Annotated in this window: 7 protein-coding genes and 1 pseudogene; 1 reads left to right on the top strand and 7 read right to left on the bottom strand. The window is 71.2% G+C overall.

Annotated elements, in window-relative coordinates:
* The 5 genes and pseudogenes from ACFZCY_RS30280 to ACFZCY_RS30260 all read right to left on the bottom strand — a co-directional run.
* Positions 1-353 (bottom strand): annotated as a pseudogene (locus ACFZCY_RS30280) (beta-galactosidase); the annotation flags it as partial.
* Between the two features lie 243 nt (positions 354-596).
* Positions 597-1,262 carry an HAD-IA family hydrolase gene (locus ACFZCY_RS30275; protein WP_391180193.1) on the bottom strand — a complete coding sequence of 222 codons (666 nt, stop codon included), beginning with the start codon at positions 1,260-1,262 and terminating at the stop codon, positions 597-599.
* An 81-nt stretch (positions 1,263-1,343) separates the two neighbouring features.
* A complete protein-coding gene (locus tag ACFZCY_RS30270) occupies positions 1,344-1,586 on the bottom strand; it encodes a hypothetical protein (RefSeq protein ID WP_055552259.1) in 243 nt (80 codons plus the stop codon).
* Between the two features lie 76 nt (positions 1,587-1,662).
* Positions 1,663-2,709 carry a cation diffusion facilitator family transporter gene (locus ACFZCY_RS30265; RefSeq protein ID WP_391180190.1) on the bottom strand — a complete coding sequence of 349 codons (1,047 nt, stop codon included), beginning with the start codon at positions 2,707-2,709 and terminating at the stop codon, positions 1,663-1,665.
* Positions 2,710-2,901: 192 nt separating this feature from the next.
* On the bottom strand, positions 2,902-3,522 hold the full coding sequence (locus ACFZCY_RS30260; protein ID WP_391180186.1) for a hypothetical protein: 621 nt from the start codon (positions 3,520-3,522) through the stop codon (positions 2,902-2,904).
* 245 nt (positions 3,523-3,767) lie between these two features.
* Here ACFZCY_RS30260 and ACFZCY_RS30255 point away from each other — a divergent pair, with 245 nt between their 5' ends.
* Complete coding sequence (locus ACFZCY_RS30255; protein WP_391180217.1) at positions 3,768-5,651, top strand: amino acid transporter; 1,884 nt, start codon at positions 3,768-3,770, stop codon at positions 5,649-5,651.
* A 16-nt stretch (positions 5,652-5,667) separates the two neighbouring features.
* Here ACFZCY_RS30255 and ACFZCY_RS30250 read toward each other — a convergent pair whose 3' ends face one another.
* Positions 5,668-6,198, bottom strand: a complete 531-nt coding sequence (locus ACFZCY_RS30250; protein ID WP_391180183.1) for a GNAT family N-acetyltransferase — start codon at positions 6,196-6,198, stop codon at positions 5,668-5,670.
* Positions 6,195-7,529: a radical SAM protein gene (locus ACFZCY_RS30245; protein WP_361484356.1), complete on the bottom strand. Its 1,335-nt coding sequence runs from the start codon at positions 7,527-7,529 to the stop codon at positions 6,195-6,197. Before ACFZCY_RS30245 ends, ACFZCY_RS30250 begins: the two co-directional genes overlap by 4 nt.
* Positions 7,530-7,619 lie beyond the last annotated feature (90 nt).

Below are 7,619 nucleotides of genomic sequence, written 5' to 3'. Positions count from 1 at the left end.
TTGCGGTACCAGCCGAGCCCGCCGGGCAGGAAGCCGGTGCCGCCCGTCGTGCCGTGCTCGGTGGTCGGCGTGAGCTCGATGCTCCAGTCGTGCGGCACCGCGACCGTACGCCACGCGGAGTCGTCGTAGCCGGGCTGCCGCGCGGCCGCGTAGTCCTCGTCCGGTTCGGCGTTCCCGTCCGGGGTGACGAGGGCGAACCGCCAGCCGTCGTCGAGCGGGATGCTCCGCCCGTCGGTGGACCGGGACGCGGCGGGCGCGGGGGTGGCCGCCTGTGCGGGGATGCCGGTGGCGAGCGTCCCCGCCAGGGGCGCGGCGCTGCCGGCGATCAGCAACGATCTACGAGTGACCGCCATGGCGATCCCCTTCTCTTCGATTATGTTGCTTCTTGGGAGTGCCGAACGGCCTCAACTCCCCTTTGCTGAACAGATTCTGACAGTTTCGAACAGGTTGATGTCAAGGCCCGTGCTTCAGCCGCACCTCGTCCGCCGAGCAGATCTCGACGCCCATGTTCCGCTCCACCATCTGGAGCGCGGCCTCCGCCGGGCAGCGGCCGAAGTTGTCATGGACGTAGATGCCCTCGACCCCCGCCTCGTCGATCAGGCCAGCAGGCTTTCGTCGAGATGGGCCAGCAGATCCGCCGGACTCTCCCGGATCTCGGCCGCCCCGGCGTCCGCCAGCGCCTCGCGGGGGACGCCACCGGACAGCAGCGCCACACAGGGCACCCCGGCCTTCCTGCACGCCTCCACGTCCCAGACGCTGTCGCCGACGAAGACCGCGTCCCCGGGCGGCACTCCGGCGCGCTCCAGGGCCCGTTCGACCAGGTCGGGCGCGGGCTTGCCCTCGTCGACGTCGTCCGAGCTGAGCGCGTCGCCGGTCATGTCGTCGGCGCCGATCGCCGCCCGCATGGCCGCCAGTTCGTCCTGGCCCGCGGAGCTGGCCAGCACCACATGGCGCCCGCGGGCCGCCACCGCGCGCAGCAGTTCCCCGGCGCCTTCGAAGGCGGGCAGCCGGTCGAAGTAGGTGGCGTACAGGGTTTTGTGCGCGGAAGTGATGCTCTCGTCCCGCGAACGGTCCCGGTCCTCGCCCAGCAGATGGTCCAGGAGCCGGTCGGAGCTCCTGCCGATGGCGAGGTGCACCTGCCGCATCGGCACCGCGTGCCCCGCCTGCCGGAAGGCCTCCCACCAGGCCACGGTGTGCAGGTAGTTGGTGTCCACGAGCGTGCCGTCCACGTCGAACAGCGCGGCCCTCCGTACGGCGGTCATGGTCTCCTCCCGGGGGTGGGAAAGGGAAAGTGGCCCCCACCCGTGGCGGGGGCCACCTCGTGTGGTGGGGGGTTTCCGGCCTCAGATCTCATAGTGGTGCCGGTGATGCGGGTCGGGATCCTCGACCACCGGAGGCGTCGCGGCCGTCGGCGGGATCATCCGCCGGCGCTTGTAGACACTGACGTACGCGGCCATGCCGATGAAGCCGACGGCCATGAGGATCAGGCCCACCAAATGCACATTGAATCCACTGCTGTTCCAGTCCGTCGCGAAGGTGAGGATGCCTCCGATCGCGACCATGAGGATGCAACCGCCCAAGCCCATGAGTATTGCCTCCGAACATCAGTTAGCTCTTCCGGGCTGGTCCACTCCCGAGTACCCATCAAAAGCCCCTCCAATCTCAGGAGCGGCTGCCCTCGGCATCGGCCTCCGCGGCCACCGCCGCATCGAGCGCCCTGAGGTCCCGGCGGGCCCGGGCGCGGTCCTTGGCGGACGCGTCCGTGACGTCCAGGAAGATCTGGTCGGCGTGCGGCCAGACCTCCGTCATCTTGGCCTTGACCCGCACCAGGACCTCCTCGACCTCTTCGCTGTCGAGTCCGGCGAGGAGATCGATCCGGGCCGCGACCAGGGTGGATTCGGTGCCCAGGCGCATCGTCAGCAGCGTGGTGACCGTGTCGATCTCCGGCTGCTCGTCGAGGAAGTGCCGTATCTCCCGCCGCTGCGCCGGATCGATCGCCTCACCGATCAGCCGGTCGCGCGACTCCATGGCCAGCCGGTAGGCCACGTAGACCAGCAGCGCCCCGATCAGGAACGACGCCACCGCCTCGTACACCGCGTCGCCGGTGATCATGTGGAGCCACATGCCGAGGAGGGCGAACACCACGCCGAGGCAGGCGGTGGAGTCCTCGGCCAGTACCGTGCGCAGCGTGGGATCGCTCCCCGCGCGGATCTCGGCGAGCATGCCGTGGCCCGCCTTCCGGGCGTTGCCGCGGACCTGGATCAGGGCGCGGACCAGCGAGGAGCCCTCCGCGATGAGGGCCACCCCCAGCACGGCGAGGCCGACCAGATAGCCGGTGTGGTCCTCCGAGCTGCCCGACTGCAGCGCCTCGGCGCCCTGGAAGAAGGAGAAGCAGCCGCCCATGACGAAGATGCCGACGGCGGCGAGCAGCGCCCAGAAGTAGCGCTCTTTGCCGTAGCCGAAGGGGTGCTGGGCGTCCGGGGCGCGCTTACTGCGTTTGAGGGAGGCGAGCAGGAACACCTCGTTGAGGCTGTCCGCGACCGAGTGGGCGGCCTCGGAGAGCAGCGCGGGGGAGCCCGTGAAGACCCCGCCGATCGCCTTGGCGAGGGCGATGAGGAGGTTGGCGCCGAGTGCGACGAGCACGGTGACCGCGGTTCTGGTGTCCTCGCCGGGCCGGGGACCGGTGGTGTGTGCCGCGGATTCGCTCATCGTGGGACTCCGTTACGTCGACTCGTCCGTGTCCCACTCTGGTGTCCCGAAGCGACGGCCTTAACCGTCCCGCCCGGAACGCGGCACGCCCCGGGGAGAACCACTCCCGCGGGGCGTGCCGGTTCCTCCGGTCGGAGGTCGTCCGGTCGGCGTATCGTCCGGCCGGACCGTCCGGTCGTCGGTCGGTGCAGGTCAGCCGGTGGGCCCGCCACCGGGGCCGGCCGGAACCTTGGGCATCGGGGTGAACACGTCCAGCCCCATCACGGCCGCGATCACCAGGCCGATGACGCCGAGCGCCACCGCGCCCCAGGCCACGGCCCTGACCCAGGTGGTTCCCGAGGCCGACGCGGCGGTGCGCTGCCGCAGCAGCACCACGGCGGCGATGACCACGGCCGCGAGCCCGAACAGCCCGTTGAAGAAGGCCGTGGTGTGCCACGGCGTGCCGTAGACCGCCTCGATCTGGTTGGCGGCGGCCCCGGACTGGGCCTTGATCTGCCCGGTCAGCTGCTCACGCTCCTGCAGCATGGTGCCGAGCCAGGTGCCGGTGAGCGACGCGAGGCCCAGGCCCGCGGAGGCCACGGCGGCGGCACCGGAGAACACTCCGGAGGAGGCGGCCGGGGCGGCCGCCGGAGCGGTCGCGGGCTCGTCGGGACGGTCCGCTGCCGCGTCGGTGGCGGACTCCTCGGCGGGAGCCTCGGTGTGCGGTTCCTTCGGGTCGGAAACAGCGTTTCGGACACCCTCCGCCGTTGCTTCTTCGGCTTCTGCGGGCTGCGCTGTGCGGTCGGTCGGTCGGTCCGTCTTGGTGGTGTCCATGGGGCGGACCGTAGGTGCCGAAAATGAGAGTCCGCTGAGAATGAGCCCCGGCCTCCGGCCGGGTGCGGCCGACCGGTGCGCGCGGGCCGCTGCGCATACGCTGGCCAGGCAGTCTCACGATGGCTGAAACTCTTCGCCGCACCCGACAGGAGCACATCGTGACCGGCCCTCCTCGACGTCGCTCCGCCCCGCAGGGCGGCTCGCGGCACCGGCTGCGCACATGGCTGCTGGAGGGCCAGACCGACATGGCCAAGCGGCAGCCCGGGCCGCACGCCGAACCCGAGGGCGCCGACCGGGGCCGCCCGTGGTGGCGGGTCATGTGCCTGACCGGACTCGACTACTTCTCGACCCTCGGTTACCAGCCCGGTATCGCCGCCCTCGCCGCCGGGCTGCTCTCCCCGCTGGCCACGGTCGTGCTGGTGGTGGTGACCCTCGCGGGCGCGCTGCCGGTCTACCGGCGGGTGGCCGTCGAGAGCCCGCACGGCCAGGGTTCGATCGCGATGCTGGAGCGGCTGCTGACGTTCTGGAAGGGCAAGCTCTTCGTCCTCACCATGCTCGGCTTCGCCGCGACCGACTTCCTCATCACCATCACCCTCTCGGCCGCCGACGCCACCGCCCACCTGGTGGAGAACCCGCACTCCGCCGACCTGCTGCACGGCCATGAGGTGGCCATCACCCTCGTGCTCATCGGGCTCCTCGGCGCGGTCTTCCTCAAGGGCTTCACCGAGGCCATCGAACTGGCCGTCGTCCTGGTCGGCGTCTATCTGCTGCTCAACGCCGTCGTGGTGGCCGTGGGGCTGTGGCACGTCTTCACCGCACCGCACGTCATCACCGACTGGACCACCGCGCTCACCGCCCAGCGCGGCAGCCCCCTGGTCATGGTCGCCGTATCCCTGGTGATCTTCCCCAAGCTGGCGCTCGGGCTGTCCGGATTCGAGACCGGTGTCGCCGTCATGCCGCACATCGAGGGCGCACCCGGCGACACCGAGGAGCGCCCCACCGGCCGTATCCAGGGCGCCCGGAAGCTGCTCACCACCGCCGCGGTCATCATGAGCGTCTTCCTGATCACCTCCAGCCTGATCACCACCCTGCTGATCCCCCAGCACGCGTTCGAGCCCGGCGGCCCGGCCAACGGCCGCGCCCTGGCCTACCTCGCCCATGAGTACCTGGGGTCCGCCTTCGGCAGCGTCTACGACGCCGCCACCATCGCCATCCTCTGGTTCGCGGGCGCCTCCGCCATGGCCGGGCTGCTCAACCTCATGCCCCGCTACCTCCCGCGCTACGGCATGGCCCCCCACTGGGCGCGCGCGGTGCGCCCGATGGTGCTCGTCTTCATCCTCATCGCGTTCCTGGTGACCTGGCTGTTCAGGGCCAACGTGGACGCCCAGGGCGGGGCGTACGCCACCGGTGTCCTCGTCCTCATCACCTCCGCCACGATCGCCGTCACCCTCGCCGCGCGGCGCGCCCGGCAGCACGGCTGGACCCTCGGCTTCGGGGTCATCGCGGTCGTCTTCCTCTACACCACGGCCGCCAACGTCGTCGAGCGGCCCGACGGCGTCAAGATCGGCGCGTGTTTCATCGGCGGCATCATGGCCGTGTCCCTGCTGTCCCGGGCCGCCCGCGCCTTCGAGCTGCGGGTCACCAGCGTCGACTTCGACGACATGGCCCAGCGCTTCATCCGCGACACCGCCCACCGCAAGATCCGGTTCATCGCGAACAAACCGCAGAGGTGTGACGTGGCCGAATACCGCGACAAGCAGCAGCAGGTCCGGGCCGACAACGACATCCCGCCCGAGGACGACATCATCTTCGTCGAGGTCACCGTCGCCGACCCGTCGGAGTTCGAGAGCGAGCTGCGGGTGCGCGGCAAGGTGATGCACGGCCGCTACCGGGTGCTCACCATGGAGAGCGCCACCGTCGCCAACGCGCTCGCCGCCATGCTGCTGGCGGTGCGCGACGAAACCGGTCAGCGGCCGCACATCCACTTCGAGTGGACCGAGGGCAACCCCCTCGCCCACTTCCTCCGCTTCTTCCTCTTCGGCCAGGGCGAGGTGGCCCCCGTCACCCGCGAAGTGCTCCGCGAGGCCGAACCCGACCGCGACCGCCGCCCCCACATCCACGTCGGCTGACCGCCGCGCGGACCCCTCACGGCCCGCCGCCCGCCACGACCGCCCGCCACCGCACCTCGCCGCCCTGCCGGTGGGAGGTGGGCACGAGCCCGGCGGCACGGGCGACGGCCGCCGAGGCCACGTGGCGCGGGTGGATGTGCGCGATGACCTGGGTGACGGAACGGGCGGTGAGCCACCCCACCAGGGCCCGGGCCGCCTCCGTGGCGTACCCCCGGCCCTGCCACGGCACGCCCACCACCCAGGCGACCTCGGCGGTACGGTCGGCCGCGGGGCCGCTGACCGTGGCCTGGACCGTGCCCACCAGGCGCCGCTCGGCGGCCGCGTGGAGCACCCAGTTGCACCAGGCCACCTGCGGGTCCGGCGAGCCCGCGGCCAGGCGCTCGTAGCGGGCGCGCAGGGCCGCGGGGGCCAGGGGCGCGCCGCCGGTGAAGGTGTGCAGGGCCGGGTCGGACAGCACTTCCGCCATCTCGGGCGCGTGGCCGGGCAGCAGCGGCCGCAGCTCCAGCCGCGCGGTGGGGATGACCGCCGCGCGGCCGAAGCGGCTCACTCCGCCGCCGCGGCCACGGGTTCGTCGGCCGACAGGCTGTCCATGAACGAGCTGACCGAGAACACGGCCCGCCCGGGCCCGGCCGGACCGTAGCCCGGGGGCGAGGTCAGCCCGTACTCCTCCAGCGTCGCCCGGTAGGTCTCCAGCAGCCGGATGTGGTACTCCAGCGGCGCGCCCTGCGGATTGGCCTTGCCGAGCGGCGTCGTCGGCTCCGGGCACCAGGTGGTGAACCGGGGGACGACGCCGTTCGACATGAAGAACCGCAGCCCCTCGGCGGTCGAGTCGATGGCCTCGTCCACGCTGGTGAAGCCGAACGGCTCGGCCATCTCCACGCCCGCGACGAAGTTGGGGATCACATTGCGCGCGCCGAACACCTCGGTCGAGTCCAGGATCCGCCGGTGCCACTCGTCCCGGCCGACGTAGCGCTCCTTGCCCGGGCAGTACAGCTCGAACAGCCGCCGGTCCCACACCTCGAAGTTGGGGTGGTAGATGCGGATGCCGTAGTCGTGGAACCGCTGCACGTCGTCGCGCGGCAGCGCCTGCGCCACCACCTTGCCGATCCAGCGGCCCGGGAAGCGCTCCTCGATGGCCTTCGCGTAGTGGCCGTAGAAATCGGCCTCGTCGCGGCCGCCGACGTGCGTGGTGATCGAGCCGCCGGTGAGGGTATACGCCTGGGAGGCGCCGGCGGTGTCGTGCCGGTCGATGATCTCCAGCGCCTCCAGCACCTCCTCGACCGGCTTGACCCCGGTGTACGGACGGCCCGCCGCCTTGTGCTGGCGCCAGTTGTGATTGATGTCGCAGTACTGGCACTCCTCCTTGGCGCCGAAGTACTGGCACACCCGGAACACCGTCAGATAGACCAGATAGCCCCACTGGATGGTCGGCGCGACCTCCATCACCGACTTGCCGTTCGACAGCGTGTGCCGGTAGTACTCCGGCATCGGCGGCAGGCCGACGTCCGCGATCCGGGTCCCGTCCAGATACAGCCCCAGCGCCCCGTCCTCCCCGGCCCGCACCACATACGGCGAGTCCGGGTTGACGCGCACCGACACCACGGTGCGCCGCAGCCCGTACGGCCCGCCGGTGAGCACGATCTCCTCCGGCGGCCGGTTGAGCGCGGCGGCGCCCAGCTCGGGAAGGGTGCGGTGGTCGAAGGAGAAGATGAAGTACGACTTCGGCTTGACGTCCCCGTCGTCGCCGCCGCTGAGCGCGGAATCGTCGAAGGCCATGCCGCCGCGCAGCAGGTCCTCCTTGATCACCGCCTCCGGTGGCACCTGCGGGAAGCGCCCCATCAGCTCCTCGACCAGCGCGGTACGGTTCGGACTCGTCATCTGCTGCACCATCCCTGACTCGATGAGATTCGCCGGCTCCCCCGCAGGTCTTCTCGTCCCGCCACCCTAGATCAGCCCCGTGATCCGCCC

It is taken from the genome of Streptomyces sp. NPDC007983, assembly GCF_042958345.1.
Taxonomy (GTDB): Bacteria; Actinomycetota; Actinomycetes; order Streptomycetales; family Streptomycetaceae; genus Streptomyces.
This window is presented reverse-complemented; position numbering and strand designations above follow the sequence as displayed.

Bases quoted from the DNA above. Each gene is read 5' to 3' on its own strand.
- ACFZCY_RS30275 (WP_391180193.1), bottom strand. From the start codon at position 1,262: ATGACCGCCGTACGGAGGGCCGCGCTGTTCGACGTGGACGGCACGCTC.
- ACFZCY_RS30270 (WP_055552259.1), bottom strand. From the start codon at position 1,586: ATGGGCTTGGGCGGTTGCATCCTCATGGTCGCGATCGGAGGCATCCTC.
- ACFZCY_RS30265 (WP_391180190.1), bottom strand. From the start codon at position 2,709: ATGAGCGAATCCGCGGCACACACCACCGGTCCCCGGCCCGGCGAGGAC.
- ACFZCY_RS30260 (WP_391180186.1), bottom strand. From the start codon at position 3,522: ATGGACACCACCAAGACGGACCGACCGACCGACCGCACAGCGCAGCCC.
- ACFZCY_RS30255 (WP_391180217.1), top strand. From the start codon at position 3,768: ATGGCCAAGCGGCAGCCCGGGCCGCACGCCGAACCCGAGGGCGCCGAC.
- ACFZCY_RS30245 (WP_361484356.1), bottom strand. From the start codon at position 7,529: ATGACGAGTCCGAACCGTACCGCGCTGGTCGAGGAGCTGATGGGGCGC.